Source organism: Rhodococcus sp. NPDC059968, from assembly GCF_042738615.1.
Taxonomy (GTDB): domain Bacteria; phylum Actinomycetota; class Actinomycetes; order Mycobacteriales; family Mycobacteriaceae; genus Rhodococcus_F.
Genome location: NZ_JBHWUE010000022.1, coordinates 98,630 through 119,001, shown reverse-complemented (window position 1 = coordinate 119,001; position 20,372 = coordinate 98,630). Strand labels below are relative to the sequence as shown.

Here is a 20,372-nt window from a genome sequence, read left to right as displayed (position 1 = left end):
CCAGATCACCTATAAGGCGCAAGCCGCAGGAGTGCCGGTGCAGGTGATCAACCCTCGCAATACCAGTAAAACGTGCCATCACTGCGGGCACTGCGACACCGCGAACCGGCACAGTCAAGCACTCTTCCGGTGCCGCGGCTGCGGATGGACCGGCCACGCGGACCATAACGCCGCCGCCAACATTGCCGCACTCGGACACAACAACTACCGGGCCGCCCAATCAACCGTGCCTAAAGCAGCCACCCCTCTAACAGCCAGTTAGAACGTGAGCAGCAAACCCGCGTCCTTCAGGACCGGGTAGTTGATGAACACCCGCATCGATCGGTCGGCACCCAGCAGCACCGCGACCGCCGCGACGGGGAAGATCCCGAGCGCGGTCGAGGTCGCGGTCGCCGACAGCGCTAGGAACGACGATCCGGGTACGCCTGCCATGCCTTTCGACGTGAGGAGCAGGATGAACAGCGCGCCGAGCTGGTCGGCGACGGACAGGTCGTGGCCGGTGGCCTGGGCGAGGAACAGCGTGGCGATGGACAGGTAGATCGCGGCCCCGTCGAGGTTGAAAGAGTATCCGGTCGGCACCACGAGCCCGGTCGCGGCCTGCGAGTTTCCGGCGCCGACGAGTTTGGTCATGATGCGGGGAAGCACTGCCTCGGACGAGGCGGTTCCCAGCGCGAGACCGAACTCCTCTTTGGTGTATCGGATGAATTTGAAGATGTTCAGCCCCACGGCGAACTTCGCGATGAGCGCGAGGACGAGGACGAACAGGGCTCCGGCGAGGTAGCAGCAGGCGATGAGCTTGGCGAAGCTGCCGAGGGTGGAGATTCCGTACTGACCGATGATGAACGCATCGCGCCGAATGCGCCGATCGGGGCGAGCCGCATGATCCAGCCGATGATGATGAAGACGATGTGGCTGAGGTGGTCGACGAGTTCGAGGACCAGTGGGGGACCGTGCTCGCCGTACTTGGCCAGCGCGATGCCGAAGAGCACCGCGAAGAAGAGGACCTGCAGCAGTATGTTGTCGGCGAACGCTCCCACCACGCTGGTGGGGACGATGTCCATGACGAATTCGACCGCGCCCGGGAGTTCGCCACCGGCCGTCTTCTCCGCGATCTGCTCGGTGCCGTCGGCGAGGGTGGCCGGGTCGATGTCGAATCCGGCGCCGGGCTCGACGATGTTGCCCATCACCAGCCCGAACAGCAGCGCGAACCCGGTGACGGCGGTGGAGTAAATCAGCGCCTTGACGCCGATCCGTCCGACGGCCCTGACGTCGCCCACCTTGGCGATTCCGGTCACGACCACCGTGAAGATCAACGGTGCGATGAGCATCTTGATCAGCTTGACGAACGTGTCGCCGATCGGTTTGAGCTCCGACCCCACCGTCGGCCACAACCAGCCGAGAGTGATGCCGCCGACGATTCCGACGAGGAGCTGGACGAACAGGTTGGTGTACCAGGGTGATCGCGTCCCGGTCGTCGACGCGTCGCCGCCGGGTGGGGGATGGGCGGCAGTGGAAATGGCCATGGGGAAACGCTAGGAAGGCGCTGTGACGGGTTCGTGTCACAAATGTTTCCGCGGTGAGAACGGCGGCCGTTCCGGCCGTGGGCGGTGCCACACTGCAGTTCGTGGCAGTATTGCGACGCACCGACCGCAGGAGGACACATGCGCTTGTCGCCCCACGAGCAGGAGCGTCTGCTCCTGAGCTACGCCGCGGAACTCGCGCGCAGGCGCCGGCAACGCGGCCTCGTGTTGAACCACCCGGAGGCGGTGGCCCTCATCACGGATCACATCCTCGAGGGGGCCCGCGACGGCCGGTCGGTGGCGGAGCTGATGGTGTCCGGTCGCGAGGTGCTGACCCGGTCCGACGTGATGGAAGGCGTCCCGGAGATGCTGCACGACGTGCAGGTGGAGGCAACGTTCCCGGACGGCACCAAGCTCGTCACCGTCCACGATCCGATTGCGTAGGGGTGACCGTGATTCCAGGTGAAGTCTTGTGCGCCGAGGGCGTGATCGAGCTCAACGAGGGTTCTCCCCGCACCGAACTCGAGGTGGTCAACACCGGGGACCGTCCGGTCCAGGTCGGGAGCCATGTCCATTTTCCGCAGGCCAACCACGCCCTGCAGTTCGACCGTTCCGCCGCCCACGGGCTGCGGCTGGACATCCCCGCGGGCACCGCGGTGCGCTTCGAACCGGGTATCGCGCAGACGATTTCACTCGTGCCTCTGCGCGGGACCCGTGAAGTGCACGGGCTGAGCCTCAGTCCTCCCGGAAAGCTGGACGCGTCATGACCGAACTCAGCCGCGCACGCTACGCCGAGCTGTTCGGACCCACGACGGGCGACCGGATCCGGCTCGCCGACACCGACCTTCTGATCGAGATCACCGAGGACCGCAGCGGCGGGCCGGGACTGGCCGGCGACGAAGCGGTGTTCGGAGGCGGAAAAGTGTTGCGCGAGTCCATGGGCCAGGGTCGCGCGACCCGCGCCGAGGGCGCGCCCGACACGGTGATCACCGGCGTGGTGGTCGTCGATCACTGGGGAATCATCAAGGCGGACGTCGGCATTCGGGACGGACGTATCGTCGCGCTCGGCAAGGCGGGCAACCCCGACACGATGTCGGGGATCCACCCCGATCTGGTGGTGGGTCCGTCCACCGAGATCATCGCCGGGAACGGCAAGATCCTCACGGCCGGCGGTATCGACTGCCACGTGCACTTCATTTGCCCACAGATCATGGACGAGGCGCTCGGCGGCGGCATCACGACGATGATCGGCGGCGGCACCGGCCCCGCCGAGGGCAGCAAGGCCACCACCGTCACCCCCGGTTCGTGGCACACCGCCCGGATGCTGGAGGCACTCGACGGCTGGCCGATGAACATCGCGCTGCTCGGCAAGGGCAACACGGTCAGCTCCGAGTCGATGTGGGAGCAGTTGCGCGGCGGCGTCTCCGGATTCAAGCTGCACGAGGACTGGGGTTCGACTCCGGCGGCCATCGACGCGTGCCTCACCGTCGCGGACGCTGCGGGAGTGCAGGTGGCCCTCCACTCGGACACGTTGAACGAGGCCGGTTTCGTCGAGGACACTCTCGCGGCCATCGCCGGACGCGCGATCCACGCCTATCACACGGAGGGTGCGGGCGGCGGCCACGCGCCGGACATCATCACGGTGGCCGCGCACGCGAACGTCCTGCCGAGTTCGACCAACCCGACCCGGCCGCACACGGTCAACACGCTCGACGAGCATCTCGACATGCTCATGGTGTGCCATCACCTGAGCCCGAAGATCCCGGAGGATCTGGCGTTCGCGGAGAGCCGCATCCGGCCGTCCACCATCGCGGCGGAGGATCTGCTCCACGACCTCGGCGCCATCTCCATGATCGGCAGCGACTCGCAGGCGATGGGACGCATCGGCGAGGTCGTGCTGCGCACGTGGCAGACGGCGCACGTGATGAAGCGCAGGCGGGGTTTCCTGGCCGGCGACAACGGCGCCGACAACCAGCGCGTCCAGCGCTACGTGGCGAAGTACACGATCTGCCCCGCCGTCGCGCACGGGTTGGAGGACGAGATCGGATCGGTCGAGGTCGGCAAACTCGCAGACCTGGTGCTGTGGGATCCGGCGTTCTTCGGTGTGCGGCCGCACGCGGTGATCAAGGGCGGGATGATCGCGTGGGCCGCGATGGGAGATGCCAACGCGTCCATACCGACTCCGCAACCGGTGCTTCCGCGGCCGATGTTCGGGGCGGCGCCCAAGGCGGCGGCCGCCACGTCCGTGCATTTCGTCGCTCCGCACGCCCTCGAGGACGGACTGGCCGATCGGCTGGACCTGAGTCGTCGGCTCGTGCCGGTCGCGAACGTGCGGTCGCGGGGCAAGGCCGACATGCCCCGCAACGACGCGCAGCCGCGGATCGAGGTGGACCCGGACACGTTCACGGTCCGCATCGACGGCGACGTGTGGGAAGAGCAGCCGGCGGCGGAACTGCCGATGGCCCAGCGATACTTTCTGTTCTGATGCGTCTCGCTCACCTGATGTCCCTCGCCGACTCGAGGCTGCCCACGGGCGGTCACGTGCATTCGGGCGGCATCGAGGAGGCCGTCGCCAGCGGTGTCGTCCGCGACGTCGCCACGATGGAGGCGTTCCTGCGTCGCCGGATACGGACCGCCGGCCTCGTCGGGGGATCGATCACCGCGGCGGTGTGCGCCGGCCGGCTCACCGCCGAACACGCCGACGCCGAGATGGATGCGCGAACCCCGTCTCCGGCGGCACGGTCGTCGTCGCGGACGCAGGGCAGAGGTCTGCTGCGGCTGGCCCGCACCACGTGGCCGGAGCACGACTGGTCGCCGGTCGGGGCGCGTCCGCACCTGCCCGTGGTCTCGGGGGTGGTCGGATCCGTCACCGCGGTCGAACCCCGGGAGGCGGCGCTGGTTTTCGTCTACACCACCATGACCGGGTCCGCGATCGCCGCGCAGCGTCTGCTCGCACTCGACCCTGCGCAGGTCGCCGCGTGCACGTTCGCGTTGTCCGACCTGTGCGACGACATCGCCGACCGATGCGTGACCGGACTGTCGAGCGTGTCCGACCCCTTCATGGATGTCGTCGCCGAGCGGCACGTTCTACGGGACCGCCCCCTGTTCGTGTCGTGACACTCAGCTGTACCCCAGTAAGGAGAGATCAACCATGCCACCGCATTTCATCGACGGAGAACCCCACGACCATCAGCACGACCGTCCCCGGCGGGTCCGGGTGGCGGGGGAGCCCGTCCGGATCGGGATCGGCGGGCCCGTCGGATCGGGCAAGACGGCGCTCGTCGCCGCGCTGTGCAGGCAACTGCGCGAGGAGTTGTCGCTGGCCGTGCTCACCAACGACATCTACACCACCGAGGACGCGGACTTCCTGCGCCGCCACGCCGTGCTGCCGGACGAGCGCATCGCCGCCGTGCAGACCGGTGGCTGCCCCCACACGGCCATCCGCGACGACATCACCGCCAACCTCGACGCCATCGACGACCTGATCGCGGCCAACCCGCCGCTCGATCTGATCCTGGTGGAGTCGGGCGGCGACAACCTCACCGCGACGTTCTCCTCGGGACTGATCGACGTGCAGATCTTCGTCGTCGACGTCGCGGGTGGTGACAAGGTTCCCCGCAAGGGTGGTCCCGGTGTGACGTTCTCGGATCTTCTCGTGATCAACAAGACCGACCTCGCCCCCCTGGTCGGGGCCGATCTCGGGGTGATGCGCCGCGACGCCGAGCAGGTCCGGGAGGGACGGCCCACGGCGCTGATCTCGTTGACGGAGGACCCGTCGTCCGGACCGGCTCTGGAGTGGGTGCGCGAGCAGGTGCGCACCCTCGCCGACGTGCACCGGTAGTGCGCACCGAACTGACGATCGTCGCGTCCCCCGACCGCAGTCCGCGGATCTCCGCGGTCGGGGGACTCGCAGCGCGGATCACCGGCCGCGACACGGTCCACGTGATCGGCACCGCCGCGACCCCGCTCGGCGGCGACCACTGGGACGTCACCGTCCGGGTGCTGTCGGGTGCCCGGCTGACGCTGCGCAGCGTCGCGGCGTCCCTCGCCCTGCCCGGCCGGGATCGTGTGCTGTCCACGGCGCAGTGGTCGGTGGAGGTCGAGGACGGCGCCGTGCTGGACTGCGCGCTCGAACCCACGGTGATCGCGGGCGGCGCGGAGCATCGCGTCGAGACGACGGTGTCCCTCGCCGAGTCGTCCACGTTGCTGCTGCGTGAGCGGGTGCAGATCGGCCGGGCGGGGGAGAGCGCAGGACGCTGGGTCGGGGTCACGAACGCCGATCTCGGCGCGCTGCCGCTGCTCCGGCACCAGCTGGAACTCGGCGTCGGCACCGTCTCGCACGACGTCCTGGACGGCCCAGGGGCCGTCACGAGTGAACTGCGGTACCCGGACGACCGGCCCGCGGACGTCACCGGCGACATCCGGTCGGCGCGGACCCGTCTGCCCCTCGCCCGCGGCGGCAGCCTCACTACCCGGCTCGGCCCGCACCTGTGACGCAGGTGAGCGGCAAAGTGCGTGATGGTGCGCATTTCCGCACCCGTACCGGGAGCGCCTAAGCTCTACCCTTGTGCTTTCCGTCGTTCCTCGCCCCGTCGTAGTCAGGGCCCCGTCCAAGGTCAATCTGCATCTGGCCGTCGGGGACCAACGCGTCGACGGCTATCACGAGCTGAACACGGTGTTCCAGGCGCTCTCGCTCAGCGACACGGTGTCGGTGGTCCCCGCGGAGACGCTGTCGGTCACGGTCCGCGGCGAGGACGCCCGCGTCGTGCCCACCGACAGCAGCAACCTCGTGTGGCAGGCCGCCGAGATGCTCGCGGCCGAGTCGGGCCGGCGCCCGGACGTCGAGATCGCCATCGACAAGGGCATCCCGGTGGCCGGGGGCATGGCCGGTGGCAGCGCGGACGCCGCGGCGACCCTGGTCGGGCTCAACGCGCTGTGGCAACTCGACCTGTCGCGGGAGGAACTCGACGGGTTCGCCGCGAAGCTCGGCAGCGACGTTCCGTTCTCCCTCCACGGTGGCACCGCGGTCGGGACGGGACGCGGGGAGCGGCTTCTGCCGGTGCTCTCCCGCAGCACGTTCCACTGGGTGCTCGCGCTCGCGAAGGGCGGCTTGAGCACACCGACCGTGTTCCGGGAGCTGGACCGGCTGCGTGCCGACGGGAATCCGCCGCGACTCGGCGGACCCGAAGACCTGATGCACGCGCTCACGACAGGCGACGCCGCAACGCTGGCCCCGTTGCTGGGCAACGACCTGCAGTCGGCCGCGCTCTCACTGAATCCGGGCCTGCGGCGGACGCTGCGCGCCGGGGTCGCTGCGGGTGCACTGGCCGGCATCGTCTCCGGGTCGGGCCCGACATGTGCCTTTCTATGTGCTGAAGCGGATGCCGCGGTCCGTGTCAGCGCAGAACTCGCAGGTGCGGGGGTGTGTCGCACGGTGCGGGTCGCCAGCGGACCCGTACCGGGCGCCCGAATAATCAACGACGCGGCGGAGGGATCGCACTGATGGCGAATCTGATCAATCTCGAGCAGGTATCGAAATCCTTCGGCATCAAGCCGCTGCTCGATTCGGTATCCCTCGGACTGCAGGAAGGCGAACGCATCGGCGTCGTCGGCCTCAACGGCGGTGGCAAGACCACCATGCTCGAGGTGCTGGCCGGAGTGGAGGCGCCCGATTCCGGACGTGTCAGCCGGGTCGGCGGCCTGCGCATGGCGGTCGTGACCCAGCGCGGCGTCCTTCCGCCCGGCTCGAGCGTCGGCGACGTGGTGCTCGGACCGCTCGGGGTGGCCGACCACGAGTGGGCGGGCGACGCCCGCATCCGGTCGATCCTGGCCGGGATCGGCATCGACAACCTCGGTCTCGAGGTGTCGGTCGACGGGCTGTCCGGTGGTGAGCGGCGACGTGTCGCACTGGCCGCCGCGCTCGTCCAGGACCTCGATCTGCTGGTGCTCGACGAGCCGACCAACCACCTCGACGTCGAGGGTGTGCAGTGGCTGGCGGAACATCTCGTCAGCCGTCGCAGCGCGCTGGTGGTCGTGACCCACGACCGGTGGTTCCTCGACACCGTGGCCAACCGCACGTGGGAAGTGGTGGGCGGCAAGGTCGAAAGCTACGAGGGCGGATACAACGACTGGATCTTCGCCCGCGCGGAGCGCTCCCGGCAGGCCGACGCGTCCGAGGAACGTCGCCGCAACCTCGCCCGCAAGGAACTGGCCTGGCTGCGGCGCGGTGCACCCGCCCGCACGTCCAAGCCCAAGTACCGGATCGAGGCCGCCGAGGCGTTGATCGCGGACGTCCCACCGCCCCGCGACAATGTGGCGCTGGCGTCGTTCGCGCAGCGCCGGCTCGGCAAGGTCGTCATCGAACTCGAGGATGCGCACCTGGAGACGCCGGACGGCCGGGTGCTCGTCGACGACCTCACGTGGCGGTTGGCGCCGGGGGAGCGCGTCGGCCTGGTCGGCGTCAACGGCTCCGGCAAGACGACGCTCCTGCGCACGCTCGCCGGGGAGATCGCGCCGGCGACGGGCAAGCGCATCCAGGGGCAGACGGTGCACATCGGCTGGCTCCGTCAGGAACTCGACGATCTGCCGACGAACATGCGTGTGCTCGAGGCCGTCAAGGACGTCGCCGAGCGGATCACGTTGGGCGACAAGGAGGTGTCGGCCGGACAGCTCGCCGAACGGCTGGGATTCACGCCGGCCCGGCAGCGGACACCGGTCGGTGACCTGTCCGGCGGCGAGCGGCGCCGACTGCAGCTGACGCGTGTGCTGATGGCGGAGCCGAACGTGTTGTTGCTCGACGAGCCGACCAACGACCTCGACATCGACACGCTGCAGCAACTCGAGGACATTCTCGACGGCTGGGCGGGCACGATGGTCGTCATCAGTCACGACCGGTACCTCATTGAACGCATCTGTGACACGACGTGGGCGTTGTTCGGCGACGGCAAACTGACCAACCTGCCCGGTGGCATCGAGGACTACCTGCGCCGCCGGGCGAAGATGGTCGACACCGGCGCACCGTCGGTGGCGTCGACGGCCACCGGTGCGTCGGCCCCCAAGCAGGTGCGGGACGGGGCCGCCGAACGTACCGCGCGCAAGGAACTGTCGCGGCTCGAGCGGGCCGTGGCGAAGCTGGACGACCGGGAACGGAAGCTGCACGAGAAGCTGGCGGAGGCGGCCACCGATCCGGACAAGCTGCAGAAGCTCGACACGGAGCTCAAGCAGGTCGTCGCGGAGAAGGAAGCCACCGAGGAACAGTGGATGGAGCTGGCCGCCGAGCTGGATTAGCGACCCCGCCCGGTCACCACTCGATTCGATAGTCGTACATCCAGCGCAGACTGTCGCTGCGGCCGACCATCCGCATGACGGTCGGCAGGGTCAGGTCGCGGATCACGCGCCCGACCGGTCCGGGTGCCTTGCCGCTGCCGTTTCGCTTGCCCTGGGCGACGATTCGCTCGACCCGGGGGCGGCGTGCGGTCTCGTACGCTGCCAGGGCGACGGCGGTATCGCGGTTGTCTCGCAGGCATCGCGCGAGCACGACGGCGTCCTCGATGGCCATGGAGGCGCCCTGCCCGGACGACGGTGACGTGGCGTGCGCCGCGTCCCCGATGATCACCATCCGCGCGTTGCGCCACGTCGGCACGGTCGGAAGGTCGTAGGTGCTCCAGCTCCGGATGATGTGCTCGGTGGCGTCGATGATCTGCCGGGCGGGTCCGGCGTCGCGCGAGAACAGCTCGGTCAGTTCGGCGCGCTGCTGCTCCGGGGTGATCGAGGCGAGTTCGCCTGCCGACGGTTCCGTGCGGCGCCCGGGGTTGGCGAACCACCAGACGTCACCGTCCGGATGGATGAGGTAACCGAAGAAGCACCGCTTGCCGAAAAGGAAGTGGGCCGCGCCGGGTTCGCCGTCCAGGGCGAGGCCGCTCGCGAATCCGCCGGTGTTGAGGAGACCGAGATACCGCGGGTCGGGTGCCTGCGGGTCGAGGATGGACCGGGTTCGCGACCGCAACCCGTCGGCGCCGACGAGCAGATCGCCGTCGGCCGACGTGCCGTCCGTGAAGTCGGCGTGGACCCGATCGCCGTCCAGGCGGGCGTCCCGGAGTTGCTTGCCGTATTCGATGCGTACGCCCCGTCGCAGGGCCTCGTCGCGCAGTGTGCGGTACAGGTCGGCGCGGCGCAGCGTCTGGGACGGCGTGCCGAAGGAGGTGAGGCCTCCGTTGTCGAACTCGGCAAGCTGTTTCCCGGTTCCGCTGACGATCCGCATTCTGCGGGTGTCCATCCCGAGTCCGGTGACCTGGCGATCGAGATCCAGTAAGTGCAGTCCCTCCAGGCCATTGGTCGCGAGGGTCAGGAATGCGCCCACGCCGTCCGCGCCGCGATCGTGCGCTTCGTACACCACGGGGTCGAGTCCGGCCCGTTGCATGGCCATCGCCGTGACCGGGCCGGCGATTCCTCCTCCGATGATCAGAACGGTGTTAGTCATAGAGTGACTATACATAGAATGACTAATTCACGGCCGCGGATATGCTCGACGAATGTCCTCACCGCGTAGATCCGTGCTGGCGATGGCCGTGCTGTCAATGCTGTCGGAAGAGCCGATGCACGCCTACCGCATGCAGCAACTGATCAAGGAGCGGCACAAGGACGAAGTCGTCAACGTCGCGCAGCGCAACAGCGTGTACCAGACGATCGAACGCCTGCTGCGCGACGGATTGATCGAGGTCGAGTCGACGGAACGGGCCGAGAATCGCCCCGAACGCACGACGTACCGGCTCACCGGAACGGGCGTGACAACGTTGACGCACTGGCTACGGGGGATGGTCGCGGAGCCGGCTCGCGAGTTCCCGGAATTTCCGGCCGCGCTGGCATTCCTGCCGAGTCTCGACTCCGGCGACGCGCTCGATGCCCTGCGTGCGCGGATCACGGTGCTCGAACAGCAGCTGGCCGGGCTCGACGCCGGCCTCGCCGAATCCGCGTCGTTCCTTCCGCGCCTGTTCCTCGTCGAGGACGAGTACCGGCGCGCGGTGCTGGTCGCCGAACTCGACTACGTGCGGTCGCTGGCCGACGACGTCGCGGCCGGCGAACTGCGCTGGTAGGGCCCGTCAGAACCGCAGCGACAGGATGCCGTCGCGGTCCGTGACGTGAACGGACCGCCCGATCACCGATCGCGCCGGGGTCTCCGCGAACGCGGACAACGCGGCCGCCTCCGCGGGGCCGGTTTGTCCGGCCAGACGCCGGCCGTCGGGGGTGTGCGCCACGACGAAGCCGGTCGCCTGGGCGCCGTCCCGGCCGTACTCCACCGTGGATGTGACGATCTCGGCTCGTCCTTCGTATCCGGTGACGACTTCCGGCGCCTCCGACGCGAGTTGCGACGGTTCCGGATCGCCGACGTATCCGCCCGGGTGGGGGGCGCCCGCCAGTAACACGACGTGCTGGTACGTCAGATAGCCGCCGTTGCCGTGGATCAGGGCCGGTCCCGCGCCTTTCCGCAGTCTTCGGGTGACCTCGGCGATCGAGTGCAGCGTGTAACTGTTGAGGGGACCGCCGAAGAAGGAGTGGCCGCCCGTCACGCTCGGCACGATGCTTGCGGGCAGGCCGAGCGTGCGGGTCAGAAGCTTCGGCACCACCGGGAAGCAGCTGTACGCGTCGACGATGTCGAGTGCCGAGGCGTCGATCGAGGCCCGCGCCAGTGCCCGGCGCACCGCGTCCGTCATCGCCGGGGACGTGCCGAAACCGTTGCGGCTCAGTACGTCCACGGGATCGGTGGCACCCGCGCCGCCCCACAGGTACACCCTGCGGTCCTCCGGAACGCCGTGCTCCCGCGCGACGGCCAGGGAGCACACCAGCACCGCGGCGGCCTGATCGACGAACGGCATGGCGTTGAGCATCAACGGGTACGGCTCGCACACCATCCGGTTGCCCGGACTCACCGTGGCGATCTCCTCGGCGGAATACACCTCGGATGTCCACGATGCCGGGTTCTTCGCCGCCAGTTCGGAGAAGGCCGAATACATCCGGGCCGACTCCGCCAGCGACTCGTCGGGGCTGAGGCCCGACTCGTGGGCGACCCGGTTCTCGAACAACGGGTACACCCGGGTCGGAACGATCAGGCCGGCGCGCTGCATCGAGGGACTCCCGAGATCCGCGGGGTCGAAGGCGGGGGGACCGCCCGGCGCCGACGCCCAGCCCAGCGTCGCGGGATCGGTGCCCGACTTCCGGAGCGCCGTCATGGTCGCCTGCGCCTCGCCGCCGACGAGGAGCGCTGCCGACGACCGGCCCGCGGCGATGTCGTCGCCGATGCGGTCGAGGAGCGCCGCGGGCCAGAGGCCGCCGATCGGGGAGGTGCTCGATCGTGGTGACGGCAGATTCAACCGGGCGGCCAGCAGTCCGGGGAGGTCGTCGTACGACCAGCTGACGGTCTTCACCGCATGGATCGCGTCGATCCGGGAGCCGAGGGTCGCGGAGCCGCTGTCGGCGAGAGCGACGCGCGCGGCTTCGGTGATCAGGTCGAGCGGTTCGCGCGGGGCCGCCGGATTACCCGCACGGCCGGAGCGGATGTCGCCGACTCCGACGATCACCGGTATGCGGGTCGGATCCATGGATTCCCCTCTCGCGTGACCACGTCAGCGTCACGATAGCGCCGGACGAGATACCTGTGGATTCGGGGTCACAGCAATCCCGTCTGGCGTCCGGCATTGTCGGCCCTTCTGCTCGAAGGGCGGTGCACCGGATGTCCAAAAATGCTGTGCAGCAGGAGAAACCGAGCATCGACGTTCGCGTGTGTGGAATCCTCGCGTCGACGGGGGTCTGCCGGCCCGGACCCTCATCAGGTGAGGCTAGCCTAAGGTAGTGTCGACAGTGTGCTGTCGCGCAGGCCATGCAGTCATTTCGTAACCTTTTCGTGTCCCGGATCACGGCCTGAATATGCATGATCCGGGCAAAACGGGGGAAACCAAGGCGAACCTGCAGATTATCCGACTAATCTGCAGTCCAGGGCTTGCATGTTCGCTGCACAGGAGGCGGGGGTCATGGATCTCGAAGCAATCAAACAGATCGAGCAGCTCAAGCACCGTTACTCACGTGCTCTCGACACGAAGTCGTGGGTGGAGTTCGCCGACACGATGGTCCCGGACGTCACGGCGACGTACAGCGAATACCTCACGTTCGATTCCCGTGACTCATTCGTGTCCTTCCTCGAGAACACTCTCGGGACCCACGTCATCACCGAGCACCAGTGCGGCCAACCCGAGATCACCGTCACCGGTGACACCGCGGTAGGGGTGTGGTTTCTCGCGGACACCACACTGATTCCCGAGGACGGCATGTTGCTGCGCGGGTCCGCCTATTATCACGATCGTTATCTTCGGTGCCCCGACGGCAACTGGCGGATCACGCACACGGGCTACGAACGCACCTGGGAATCGGTTGCGGCGCTCTCCGATTTCCCGAGTTTCCGGCTCACCTCCAACAAGTGGGCGATGTTGCAACCTCCAGCGTCTGCCTGAGGGGGCACACTGGGACTCGACGCACCGCGGACACTGGGAGGTGACGATGGCTCCGGAAGTCCCCGTTCCCGGCGCGCTGCCGTACCTGACGGTGCGGCGGGGTGTCGAGGCCATCGCGTGGTATTCCAAGGTGTTCGGCGCCGAGGTGGTGGGTGAGCCGATCGTCATGGACGACGGCCGGGTCGGTCACGCGGAACTGCGGTTGCCGACCGGCATGATCTATCTCGCCGAGGAATTCCCCGAGATGGGCCTGACCGCGCCGGAATCCGGTTCGACGTCCGTGAGCCTGATGTTGTCCGTCGACGACCCCGATGCCGTCCTGGTGGGTGCCCGCGATGCCGGTGGCACGGTGGAACGGTGGATCTCGGAGGGGCACGGGCACCGCAACGCGACACTCATCGATCCGTTCGGTCATCGCTGGATGCTGGTGGGGCCGACGGATCCGGCCGCGCCGGCCTGAAGATCCGGGCCGCGGCTACTGTCGGCACATGCCGACAACACCCGACCGTTCGTCGTTTCCGGACACCCGCGCATGGATTCGCGCCCTGCCCGTACTCGGCGGCGAGACGCCTCCGCTCGTCGACACGCTTCCGGAGTCGCCGATCGCGCTGTTTCTCGACTGGATCACGCAGGCCGTAGCGAGCGGTGTTCCGGAACCGCACGCGGCCGCGCTGTCGACCGTCGATGCCGAAGGCAATCCGGACGCGCGTTTCCTGCTCCTCAAGGACGTCACGGAGCAGGGCTTCTGGTTCTCGGGTGACACGCGCTCACCGAAGGGTCGTGCGCTGGCCGCGAATGCAGTTGCGGCACTGTCGTTCTACTGGAGAGAACAGGGCCGGCAGGTGCGGGTGCGCGGGTCCGTCGTCGAGGGCGATCCGGCACTCTCCGCCCGCGACTTCCGCGAACGGTCGGTCACCGCGCGGGCCGTGGCCGCCGCCAGTCGTCAGAGTGAGGTCCTGGACGATCCCGCCGAATACGAACGCGCTGTCGCGGCGGCGGTGGCCCGCATCGAGGCCGACCCCGACTTCGTGTCGGGAACCTGGCGGGCATGGTGCATCGTCCCCGACAGTGTCGAGTTCTGGCAGGCGGACGCCGGGCGCAGGCATGTGCGCCAGTTCTACCGCCGCGAGTCCGACCGGTGGCTCCGCGAGGTGCTGTGGCCCTGACCGCGTCCGCGGCGGGGGTCAGCGTGCGGTCGCGGAGGGCGAGCGCAGGTCGACGACGATCGACTGGCCGTTCAGCTTCGCGTGGATCTCGGGGCGCTCGAACCCGGCCGCGACGAGGTACTCGCCGAGCAGTGCCAGCAGTTCATCGGCGTCCACGGTGGGATCGGCCGAGTGACTGCTCGCCGACGCGAGGTGCTCCTCGATCAGTTCGGTGTGTGCAAGACGGCCCGCGACTCGCACGGCTGCCACTCCCATCGCGTTGCGTCGCATGACGGTGCGCCCACGAGCCTCGGGCGGCGCCGTCGTGTCGGAGGCTTCGGACGGCTCCTCGGTGCTGTGCGAACCCGAGCTGCGCGTCGGCAGCGGGAAGGTAAACGTCTCGGCGGAGCTGGTCGTGGACTTGCCGTTGCGGCCGGTCAGCCCGCCCGTGCTCGGTTCAGCGAAAGGGGACGCCGACGCCGGGCTCGTGCCGGCGGAGCCGTTGCTGCCCGATCCGTTGGTGGAAATGCCGTTCTCCATCGTGTCGCTTCCTGCTCGTGGCCAAACGGGTACCGCGCAAAGCCCGTCAGTGTGCTCGATTCGATCTGAAAGCTACCAGGAGGGTCCGGCGGGCCGCGCACCTCGACGGCGCACGACGCGGCCCCGGTCGGTCTCGGGCCCATTGGTTCCGTCACGTCATCGCACCCCTTCGGCCCTCAATTCGCGGGCCCACGCGGACGCGTGCTTCGTGAGCACGCCGGCGATCCGCTCCAGCTCACCCGGGTACGACGCGACCTCGGCGGGCATGGACACACTGAGGGCGTCGGTGGCGGGGATTCGGTAGGGCACGACGGTCGCAATGCACACCACACCGACCGTCCCCTGTTCTCGTTCGAGGGCCCACCCGCGGTTGCGCACCTCGCCGAGTTCGGTGACGAGGTCGTCGATGTCGACGATGGTGTTCTCGGTGAATCGTTCGAGTTTCGCGGGAAGAATCTCCCGGACCTCACCGGTGGTGAGTTCGGCGAGCAGGGCCTGGCCGAGTGCGGTGACGTGGCACGGCAGTTTGCGGCCGACGCGATGCATGCGCCGAACCTCGACCTTCGAACCGCGGCTGGCGAGGTAGATGACGCTGGCCTCGTCGCGCCGCGCGAAGTGGACGGTGTGGCTCACTTCCGACCGGAGTGCCTCGAGCACCGCTGCTGCCCGCGAGACGACCGAATCCTTGTCGAGGTACGACGTGCCGGCGAGCAGCGCATGGGTGCCGATGCCGTAGCGCGACCCCGACTCGTCGGCTTCGATCCACCGCAGATCCTTGAGCGTGCGCAGGAGAGCGTGGAGGCTCGAGCGCGGATACTTGCACGCTTCCTGCAACTCGCCGAGGCTCATACGCGTCGGCGATGCGGCGAGCGTCTCGAGGATGTGGATGGTGCGTTCGGCAGATTTGACCGGTTGGGTTTCCGGCGGTGCCCCACGCATGTCTTCTGTCACCATGAAGACACTATCTCTCATTCTGAACGCGATATCACCTACTGACGCGTGTTCGGTGCCGGCGACGTGGCGCATTCAGTACTCCGCAACGAGGTTGGCCTCGATGTACGCGAGATCGATGTCCTCGCCGAGGCCCGGCCTCTGCGGCATCGCCACCATGCCGTTCTCGTCGACGGGATCGACGATGGAATTCAGGTGCGGCGGCACCCAGTCGTAATCCACGTGCGGGTGCAGCAGACCGCGCTCGTACCACTGGACGTTGTTGCCTGCTCCGACGAGTGCGAGGTTGGGGGCGCCGTTGCCGTGGATCTCGCACTCGAGTCCGAAGCCCTCGGCCATGTGCATCGTCTTCAGGGCCGGTGTGATGCCACCACCGTTCATGGCCCCGACGCGCAGGATGTCGCACGCCTCGTTCGCAATCCAGTCGGCACGAGATCGGTGCCGGCCCGGGGTGGTCTCGGGTCCGATCACCGGGGTGTCGATCTGGTCGGCGAGCCACTTGTACGAGCGCAGCGAGAACTCGTCCATCGGCTCCTCGAACCAATCGAACTTCAGCCGGTCCAACTCGCGACCGAGCTTCAGAGCGTCGGTGCGCGAGTACCAGTGGTACCCGTCGAGCATCAGCGAAAAGTTCTCGCCGACGGCATCACGCACGGCGGCACACGCGTCGATGTCCCGGGTCAGATTCGGGGAGCCCGGCAGCGGAGGCATCCAGGTGTGCAGCTTGATGCCCTGGTAGCCCTGCCTCTTCAGCGCGACCGCGAAGTTCGCGTAATCCTCCGGGGTGGCGAGGCCGCCTTCGATGTCGTCGCCGCACATGGTGCTGGCATACGCCTTGATCTCGGTGCGCGCGCCGCCGAGCAGCTTCCACACCGGCGTGTCGAATCTGTTGCCCACCAGGTCCCACAATGCCTGGTCCAGGTAGCTGCAGCTGTGCTCGGGAAGTTCGACCGCCCGGGTTCGCTGACGAATCGCGAACTTCTTGTCCATCGCCTCGCGTGCAAGCGGATCGGAGCCGATCAGGACAGGCCGGAAGTGCTGCTCCACCTGATCCTGCCGAAGGTAGTTCGGCTTGCCCAGAACGTAACCGCTGACGCCGTCGGAATCGGTGATCCGCAGGAGCGCCCCCGTCGCAGGCACGGACGGGCCGGGATGGCGATGACCGTACGAGTCGACCGAGGTGCGTGCCTCGGTCTTGAAAACCTGCACGGCGACTTCTGTGATCACGCTGGACATGATGATTCGCTTCCTGTTCGAAATCTTCTACTTGCCCTGGCGGGCGATGTACTTGGCCATGGAACGATCGAGTTTCTCGGCGAAGTCGTCAGCGAAATCCTGTGCGCTGAGCTGCCCGATGAGCACCTTCTGCCACTGGCCGAGCATCTGCACCTGAACGATCTTCCCGAAGTCGGGGAGGTAGTCCGGAGGGGTGACCAGTACGGTTTCCGGGTCGTCCAGTGCCGCGAGCGCAGCCTGCACCGACGGCATGTTCGCGAACTCGGGAGCCGAACGAGCGGTCTTGTTGACCGGGATCTGTCCGACGCGCTCGTTCCAGTACGCCTGCGATTCCTGGGACGTCATGAACTCGACGAACTTCCACGCCGCGGCCTGATTCTTGCTGCTCTTGAACACGGTGTACGACGGGAACGGGTCCGTCATGACAGTGCGCTTTCCGTCTTCGTTACGCGGTAGCGCCACAGCTCCGGCCTTGTCGCCGAGAGCCTTCTCGTGGTTGCTCAGCGAGCCGAGGTTGTGCTGCATCATGGCCACCGAGCCGCCGCCGAAGCTCGCGACCATCTGCGGGAAGCCGTTGTTCACGTCGGCGGTCGGGGTGTCGACGTCGTAGAGCGCTGCGAAGCGTTCGATGGCGTCGACCATCTCGGGACGGTTCAGCGTCGACTCGCCGTCTTCGAAGAAGTTCTCGATGCCGGTGCTGGCGAACATGTACTGCAGCAGCGGGTAGATCGATCCGGCGCCACCGCGGATGGTGAATCCGTAACGGCCGTCGTCCTTGTCGGTCAGAGTCTTTGCGGCCTCGTAGAACTCGTCGTACGTGTCGGGGGGTTCGATCCCGGCTTCGGCGAACCAGTCGGTGCGGTACCAGAGGGTGGCGTTGTTGCTGGTGTAGGGGAGACCGTACAGGTGCTCGCCGCCGCCGGATTCACGTGCCGACTCGAGAATTCCGGCGTCGTATTCGTCGTGCTGCGGTGACGCCGCCACGAAGTCGTCGAGTGAGATGACGGCGTTCTGGGCGACGAGCGGGGCCAGGTAGGCGGTCGAGACGATCCCGAGATCGGGCGCCGAGCCGCCGGCGAGCGCGGTCTGATACTTCTGCTGGGCGCTGTCCGACGGCAGGCCCACGTATTCGATGTCGATGCCGGGGTTGGCGGCCTCGAACCGCCGGATCAGCTCCTCGTACAGCGGAGTGCGGTCCGGTCCGGCGTTGTTGTCCCAGAAGGTGAGCCGGGCGTTGTTCGGGTCGCCGAGTGCTCCGTCGGGCAGGGAGGTTTCGGAACTGCAGGAGGCGAGCACGAGCATGGCCGCCGCGCCTACCAGGGTGGAACGCAGGAGCGTTCGCCGGTTCATGTGGATCCTCTTTTCGAAAGTCATGATCAGCCCTTGACCGCGCCGGCGCTCAAGCCCTGGACGAGGTACTTCTGGATGACGGCGAAGACGGCGACGACCGGCACCGCGGCGATCAGACCGCCGGCGGCGAGAACTCCGAAGTCGACGTTGTAGGAGCCGATGGTGTAGCTGAGTCCGACCGGCAGAGTGAACTTGTCCTGGCTACTGATGAACATCAGGCCGAACAGGAAGTTGTTCCAGCTACCGATGAAGGCGAACGATCCGACGGCGATCAGGCCGGGCCGCAGCAGCGGCAGCATGATGATGCGGAACGCGCGCAGGCGTGAGCAGCCGTCGACCATCGCGGCTTCTTCCAGCTCCACCGGGATCTGCGCGATGAAACCTGCCATCAGCATGGCGGCGAGTGGAAGCTGGAACACGGTGTCGGCGACGATGAGGCCGGTCAGGTTGTTGACGAGGTTCATCTCGCGGAACACCTGGAACAGGGGGATGAGCAGCATGGCGCCAGGCACGAACTGGCTGCAGAGCAGTGCCATCACCAACGGGATCTTGGCGCGGAACTTGAAGCGGGCCAACGCATATCCGGTGGCCAGTGCGACGAACGTGGTCAGAACGAGGGACAACGCGGCAACGATGAGGCTGTTCTTGAAGAAGAAGCTGAAGCCGAGGGTGTTCCACACGGTGTCGAAGTGCTCGAACGTGATGGGCCAGGGGAGCATCGAATTCGATCCGGCGGGCCGGAAGGCGAACACGATCATCCAGTAGAACGGGACGAGAGTGAACAGCAGGTACAGCGCGAGTGGCAGTCCGACGCTGAACAGGCGCGGCTTCTTCTTGTGTAGGCGCAGCTTCCCGGAGGTGTCCGGCTCGGACAGCGCAACGGCGGGACGATCGGTGGTGGTGGTCACGACGGTCAGACCTTCTCACTGTTGAACTTGCTCAGGCGCAAGTAGAGGATCGAGCAGAACAGCAGGATCACGAATGCGACCGTGGTGAGTGCCGAGCCGTATCCGAAGTCCTGGGCAGTGGTTGCGAGCTGTGAGACGTACAGCGGCAGTGTCGTGGTGACGTCGGCCGGGCCGCCGGCCGTGAGGGTGTACAGCAGATCGACGTTGTTGAACTCCCACACACCGCGCAGCAGAGTTGACAGGATGATGACGGCCTTGAGATGCGGAAGGGTGACGAAGCGAAAGCGCTGCCAGCGGTTGGCACCGTCCACGTTGGCGGCCTCGTACAGGTCCTTGGGGGCGCTCTGCAGCTCGGCCAGGATGAGAATGGCGAAGAACGGCACACCGCGCCACAGTTCCGCGACGCCCGTCGCCCAGAACGCGGTGTCCGGATCGGCGATGGGAGCGGCGGTGCCGTCGCCGATTCCGATGTTTCCGAGAAGCTTGAAGAGGCCGGTCGACGGGTTGTAGATCAGCAGCCAGATGCCGGTGGTGAGGACGCCGGACACCGCCCAGGGGGAGAACACGAGGGCGCGTGCCAGGCCACGGCCCCGGAACACCTCGTTGACCAGCAAGGCGAGCCCGAGTCCGAGGACCAACTGGAACACGACCTGGAATCCGACCCATTTCGCCGTGGTGACCAGGCTGGTCCAGAAGAGGGAGTCGGCGAACATCAGCCGGAAGTTGTCGAGGCCGGCGAAGCCGTTGTCCCACGGCGTCGTGGGGTTGTAGTACTGCAGACTGTAGTAGAAGACGCTACCGACCGGGTAGAAGATGAAGACGGTCAGCAGGATGACCACCGGTGCGATCAGGATGTATGGGGCACAGGCTCTGCGCCAGGCCGGTCTGCGACGAGTTCGACCGTGAGAGGCCGGCGGCGCGGACTGCCCTCCTGGCCGGGGGGAGGTGGTGGTGACCATGGTGCACGCTCCGAAGTTCGGTGCCGGTCGCGCCGGCGGGTCAGGGGATTGTGGCTACTGCTGCTGAGGCGAGATCACAGGGGTGGCTCGTCAGCGTGGAAGGTGGTGGGAACGAAGCGCCCTCCGGCCTGCCTGAGATACCCGGTGTGTGGATGCGGTTCCGGTGGCGGCGGCTGCGCGTTCTCGTTCATGTATGTGAACTCACGTCCTCTATGTGAATTGTCGAACTCACTATGACGGCAGTCACAAGGGTCTGTCAAGA

The 20,372-nt window shown here is 67.4% G+C and carries 21 protein-coding genes and 1 pseudogene; 13 read left to right on the top strand and 9 right to left on the bottom strand.

All coding sequences use genetic code 11. The annotated features are described in order from the left end of the window. A partial coding sequence (locus ACFWAY_RS19785; protein WP_378511775.1) for a zinc ribbon domain-containing protein occupies nucleotides 1-262 on the top strand: 262 nt, incomplete at its 5' end. A gap of 38 nt (nucleotides 263-300) precedes the next feature. Here the strand turns inward: ACFWAY_RS19785 and ACFWAY_RS19780 are convergent. Beyond that, nucleotides 301-1,523, bottom strand: a pseudogene (locus ACFWAY_RS19780) (cation:dicarboxylate symporter family transporter); the annotation flags it as partial. A gap of 138 nt (nucleotides 1,524-1,661) precedes the next feature. Between ACFWAY_RS19780 and ACFWAY_RS19775 the strand changes: the two are divergent. The 8 genes from ACFWAY_RS19775 to ACFWAY_RS19740 all read left to right on the top strand — a co-directional run bounded on the left by ACFWAY_RS19775 (nucleotide 1,662) and on the right by ACFWAY_RS19740 (nucleotide 8,807). Then, the gene (locus tag ACFWAY_RS19775; RefSeq protein ID WP_005238744.1) at nucleotides 1,662-1,964 is read left to right on the top strand and encodes an urease subunit gamma; all 303 of its coding nucleotides are present in this window, start codon (nucleotides 1,662-1,664) and stop codon (nucleotides 1,962-1,964) included. 8 nt (nucleotides 1,965-1,972) lie between these two features. Continuing rightward, a complete protein-coding gene (locus ACFWAY_RS19770; RefSeq protein WP_378511774.1) occupies nucleotides 1,973-2,287 on the top strand; it encodes an urease subunit beta in 315 nt (104 codons plus the stop codon). Then, nucleotides 2,284-4,005 carry an urease subunit alpha gene (locus tag ACFWAY_RS19765; protein ID WP_378451340.1) on the top strand — a complete coding sequence of 574 codons (1,722 nt, stop codon included), beginning with the start codon at nucleotides 2,284-2,286 and terminating at the stop codon, nucleotides 4,003-4,005. Before ACFWAY_RS19770 ends, ACFWAY_RS19765 begins: the two co-directional genes overlap by 4 nt. Further along, entirely contained in the window at nucleotides 4,005-4,637 is a 633-nt protein-coding gene (locus ACFWAY_RS19760; protein WP_378511773.1) for an urease accessory protein UreF, read from the top strand. The genes ACFWAY_RS19765 and ACFWAY_RS19760 overlap by 1 nt, the downstream gene beginning before the upstream one ends. 34 nt (nucleotides 4,638-4,671) lie before the next feature. Next, nucleotides 4,672-5,361 (top strand): urease accessory protein UreG, encoded by a 690-nt coding sequence (gene ureG, locus ACFWAY_RS19755; protein ID WP_378511772.1) that lies wholly within the window; start codon nucleotides 4,672-4,674, stop codon nucleotides 5,359-5,361. Beyond that, nucleotides 5,361-6,014 carry an urease accessory protein UreD gene (locus ACFWAY_RS19750; protein WP_378511771.1) on the top strand — a complete coding sequence of 218 codons (654 nt, stop codon included), beginning with the start codon at nucleotides 5,361-5,363 and terminating at the stop codon, nucleotides 6,012-6,014. Before ureG ends, ACFWAY_RS19750 begins: the two co-directional genes overlap by 1 nt. A 73-nt stretch (nucleotides 6,015-6,087) precedes the next feature. Beyond that, complete coding sequence (locus ACFWAY_RS19745) at nucleotides 6,088-7,023, top strand: 4-(cytidine 5'-diphospho)-2-C-methyl-D-erythritol kinase (RefSeq protein WP_378451337.1); 936 nt, start codon at nucleotides 6,088-6,090, stop codon at nucleotides 7,021-7,023. Next, nucleotides 7,023-8,807 carry an ABC-F family ATP-binding cassette domain-containing protein gene (locus ACFWAY_RS19740; protein WP_378511770.1) on the top strand — a complete coding sequence of 595 codons (1,785 nt, stop codon included), beginning with the start codon at nucleotides 7,023-7,025 and terminating at the stop codon, nucleotides 8,805-8,807. Before ACFWAY_RS19745 ends, ACFWAY_RS19740 begins: the two co-directional genes overlap by 1 nt. 13 nt (nucleotides 8,808-8,820) lie before the next feature. On the opposite strand, the gene ACFWAY_RS19735 is transcribed toward ACFWAY_RS19740, so the two are convergent. After that, nucleotides 8,821-9,999, bottom strand: a complete 1,179-nt coding sequence (locus tag ACFWAY_RS19735; protein WP_378511769.1) for an FAD-dependent oxidoreductase — start codon at nucleotides 9,997-9,999, stop codon at nucleotides 8,821-8,823. A 52-nt stretch (nucleotides 10,000-10,051) separates the two neighbouring features. Between ACFWAY_RS19735 and ACFWAY_RS19730 the strand changes: the two genes are divergently transcribed. Continuing rightward, nucleotides 10,052-10,612, top strand: a complete 561-nt coding sequence (locus tag ACFWAY_RS19730; protein WP_378511768.1) for a PadR family transcriptional regulator — start codon at nucleotides 10,052-10,054, stop codon at nucleotides 10,610-10,612. Between the two features lie 6 nt (nucleotides 10,613-10,618). Here the strand turns inward: ACFWAY_RS19730 and ACFWAY_RS19725 are convergent, their stop codons facing one another. Further along, entirely contained in the window at nucleotides 10,619-12,115 is a 1,497-nt protein-coding gene (locus tag ACFWAY_RS19725) for an acetyl-CoA acetyltransferase (protein WP_378511767.1), read from the bottom strand. A 429-nt stretch (nucleotides 12,116-12,544) separates the two neighbouring features. Between ACFWAY_RS19725 and ACFWAY_RS19720 the strand changes: the two genes are divergently transcribed. The 3 genes from ACFWAY_RS19720 to ACFWAY_RS19710 are packed head-to-tail and all read left to right on the top strand — an operon-like array spanning nucleotide 12,545 to nucleotide 14,187. Further along, nucleotides 12,545-13,021, top strand: coding sequence for a nuclear transport factor 2 family protein (locus ACFWAY_RS19720; protein WP_009478940.1), 477 nt, complete (start codon nucleotides 12,545-12,547; stop codon nucleotides 13,019-13,021). A 46-nt stretch (nucleotides 13,022-13,067) separates the two neighbouring features. Then, complete coding sequence (locus ACFWAY_RS19715; protein ID WP_378511766.1) at nucleotides 13,068-13,481, top strand: VOC family protein; 414 nt, start codon at nucleotides 13,068-13,070, stop codon at nucleotides 13,479-13,481. A gap of 28 nt (nucleotides 13,482-13,509) precedes the next feature. Beyond that, the gene (locus tag ACFWAY_RS19710; RefSeq protein ID WP_378511765.1) at nucleotides 13,510-14,187 is read left to right on the top strand and encodes a pyridoxal 5'-phosphate synthase; all 678 of its coding nucleotides are present in this window, start codon (nucleotides 13,510-13,512) and stop codon (nucleotides 14,185-14,187) included. Nucleotides 14,188-14,205: 18 nt separating this feature from the next. On the opposite strand, the gene ACFWAY_RS19705 is transcribed toward ACFWAY_RS19710, so the two are convergent. From ACFWAY_RS19705 to ACFWAY_RS19680, 6 genes are all read right to left on the bottom strand, one after another. After that, nucleotides 14,206-14,706 carry a hypothetical protein gene (locus ACFWAY_RS19705; protein WP_378511764.1) on the bottom strand — a complete coding sequence of 167 codons (501 nt, stop codon included), beginning with the start codon at nucleotides 14,704-14,706 and terminating at the stop codon, nucleotides 14,206-14,208. A gap of 156 nt (nucleotides 14,707-14,862) precedes the next feature. Further along, nucleotides 14,863-15,660 carry an IclR family transcriptional regulator gene (locus ACFWAY_RS19700; RefSeq protein WP_378455289.1) on the bottom strand — a complete coding sequence of 266 codons (798 nt, stop codon included), beginning with the start codon at nucleotides 15,658-15,660 and terminating at the stop codon, nucleotides 14,863-14,865. A gap of 72 nt (nucleotides 15,661-15,732) precedes the next feature. Continuing rightward, nucleotides 15,733-16,893 carry an enolase C-terminal domain-like protein gene (locus tag ACFWAY_RS19695; RefSeq protein WP_378455290.1) on the bottom strand — a complete coding sequence of 387 codons (1,161 nt, stop codon included), beginning with the start codon at nucleotides 16,891-16,893 and terminating at the stop codon, nucleotides 15,733-15,735. 27 nt (nucleotides 16,894-16,920) lie between these two features. Next, complete coding sequence (locus ACFWAY_RS19690) at nucleotides 16,921-18,243, bottom strand: ABC transporter substrate-binding protein (protein ID WP_378511763.1); 1,323 nt, start codon at nucleotides 18,241-18,243, stop codon at nucleotides 16,921-16,923. A gap of 26 nt (nucleotides 18,244-18,269) precedes the next feature. Next, nucleotides 18,270-19,151, bottom strand: a complete 882-nt coding sequence (locus ACFWAY_RS19685) for a carbohydrate ABC transporter permease (RefSeq protein WP_378511762.1) — start codon at nucleotides 19,149-19,151, stop codon at nucleotides 18,270-18,272. 5 nt (nucleotides 19,152-19,156) lie between these two features. Further along, complete coding sequence (locus ACFWAY_RS19680; RefSeq protein WP_378511761.1) at nucleotides 19,157-19,990, bottom strand: carbohydrate ABC transporter permease; 834 nt, start codon at nucleotides 19,988-19,990, stop codon at nucleotides 19,157-19,159. Nucleotides 19,991-20,372: the final 382 nt, after the last annotated feature.

What these genes read in the sequence shown, in the direction of transcription:
- ACFWAY_RS19690 (WP_378511763.1), bottom strand. Translation starts at nt 18,243, where the DNA reads ATGAACCGGCGAACGCTCCTGCGTTCCACCCTGGTAGGCGCGGCGGCC.
- ACFWAY_RS19720 (WP_009478940.1), top strand. Translation starts at nt 12,545, where the DNA reads ATGGATCTCGAAGCAATCAAACAGATCGAGCAGCTCAAGCACCGTTAC.
- ACFWAY_RS19760 (WP_378511773.1), top strand. Translation starts at nt 4,005, where the DNA reads ATGCGTCTCGCTCACCTGATGTCCCTCGCCGACTCGAGGCTGCCCACG.
- ACFWAY_RS19710 (WP_378511765.1), top strand. Translation starts at nt 13,510, where the DNA reads ATGCCGACAACACCCGACCGTTCGTCGTTTCCGGACACCCGCGCATGG.
- ACFWAY_RS19735 (WP_378511769.1), bottom strand. Translation starts at nt 9,999, where the DNA reads ATGACTAACACCGTTCTGATCATCGGAGGAGGAATCGCCGGCCCGGTC.
- ACFWAY_RS19775 (WP_005238744.1), top strand. Translation starts at nt 1,662, where the DNA reads ATGCGCTTGTCGCCCCACGAGCAGGAGCGTCTGCTCCTGAGCTACGCC.
- ACFWAY_RS19730 (WP_378511768.1), top strand. Translation starts at nt 10,052, where the DNA reads ATGTCCTCACCGCGTAGATCCGTGCTGGCGATGGCCGTGCTGTCAATG.
- ACFWAY_RS19700 (WP_378455289.1), bottom strand. Translation starts at nt 15,660, where the DNA reads ATGGTGACAGAAGACATGCGTGGGGCACCGCCGGAAACCCAACCGGTC.
- ACFWAY_RS19740 (WP_378511770.1), top strand. Translation starts at nt 7,023, where the DNA reads ATGGCGAATCTGATCAATCTCGAGCAGGTATCGAAATCCTTCGGCATC.
- ACFWAY_RS19765 (WP_378451340.1), top strand. Translation starts at nt 2,284, where the DNA reads ATGACCGAACTCAGCCGCGCACGCTACGCCGAGCTGTTCGGACCCACG.
- ACFWAY_RS19705 (WP_378511764.1), bottom strand. Translation starts at nt 14,706, where the DNA reads ATGGAGAACGGCATTTCCACCAACGGATCGGGCAGCAACGGCTCCGCC.
- ACFWAY_RS19725 (WP_378511767.1), bottom strand. Translation starts at nt 12,115, where the DNA reads ATGGATCCGACCCGCATACCGGTGATCGTCGGAGTCGGCGACATCCGC.
- ureG (WP_378511772.1), top strand. Translation starts at nt 4,672, where the DNA reads ATGCCACCGCATTTCATCGACGGAGAACCCCACGACCATCAGCACGAC.
- ACFWAY_RS19715 (WP_378511766.1), top strand. Translation starts at nt 13,068, where the DNA reads ATGGCTCCGGAAGTCCCCGTTCCCGGCGCGCTGCCGTACCTGACGGTG.
- ACFWAY_RS19695 (WP_378455290.1), bottom strand. Translation starts at nt 16,893, where the DNA reads ATGTCCAGCGTGATCACAGAAGTCGCCGTGCAGGTTTTCAAGACCGAG.